The sequence below is a fragment of the Mesorhizobium sp. M7A.F.Ca.MR.148.00.0.0 genome, from assembly GCF_003997735.1.
Taxonomy (GTDB): Bacteria; Pseudomonadota; Alphaproteobacteria; order Rhizobiales; family Rhizobiaceae; genus Mesorhizobium.
On the sequence record NZ_RZTB01000361.1, the window covers coordinates 1 to 611 of the forward strand.

General features: G+C 63.0%; 1 protein-coding gene. It reads right to left on the bottom strand.

The features are described 5' to 3' along the window. A partial coding sequence (locus EOB49_RS34510) for a 2-oxo acid dehydrogenase subunit E2 (RefSeq protein WP_206526201.1) occupies positions 1-611 on the bottom strand: 611 nt, incomplete at both ends.

The following is a 611-nucleotide window of genomic DNA, read 5'->3' on the forward strand; positions in this document are numbered from 1 at the left end:
GTGGCGATCTTGATCTCGCCGTTCTTGACCACCGCCCGCTCCTCGCCGGCGCCGACCGCCAGGATGGTCGCATGCGGCGGGTTGATGACGGCAGCAAAATCCTTGATGCCGAACATGCCGAGGTTGGACACCGCCGTGGTGCCGCCCTGATACTCTTCCGGCTTCAGCTTGCGGCTGCGCGCGCGGCTGGCCAGGTCCTTCATCTCGTTGGAGATGGTGGACAGCGTCTTTTCGTCGGCCTTGCGGATAATCGGCGTGATCAGGCCACCGGGGATCGACACGGCAACGCCGACATCGGCATGCTTGTGCTTGACCATGGCGCTTTCGGTCCATGAGGCATTGGCATCCGGCACCGCCTTCAGTGCCATCGCCATCGCTTTGATGACCATGTCGTTGACCGACAGCTTGTAGGCCGGCGCCTCGCCCTTGTCAGTCTTCTTCACCGGGGCTGCCGCATTGATCTGCGTGCGCAGCGCCAGCAGCGCATCGAGCTCGCAGTCGAGCGTCAGGTAGAAATGCGGGATGGTGGTCTTGGCCTCGACCAGCCGCCGCGCAATGGTCTTGCGCATATTGTCATGCGGGACGAGGTCGTAGGAGCCCTGTTCGAACAG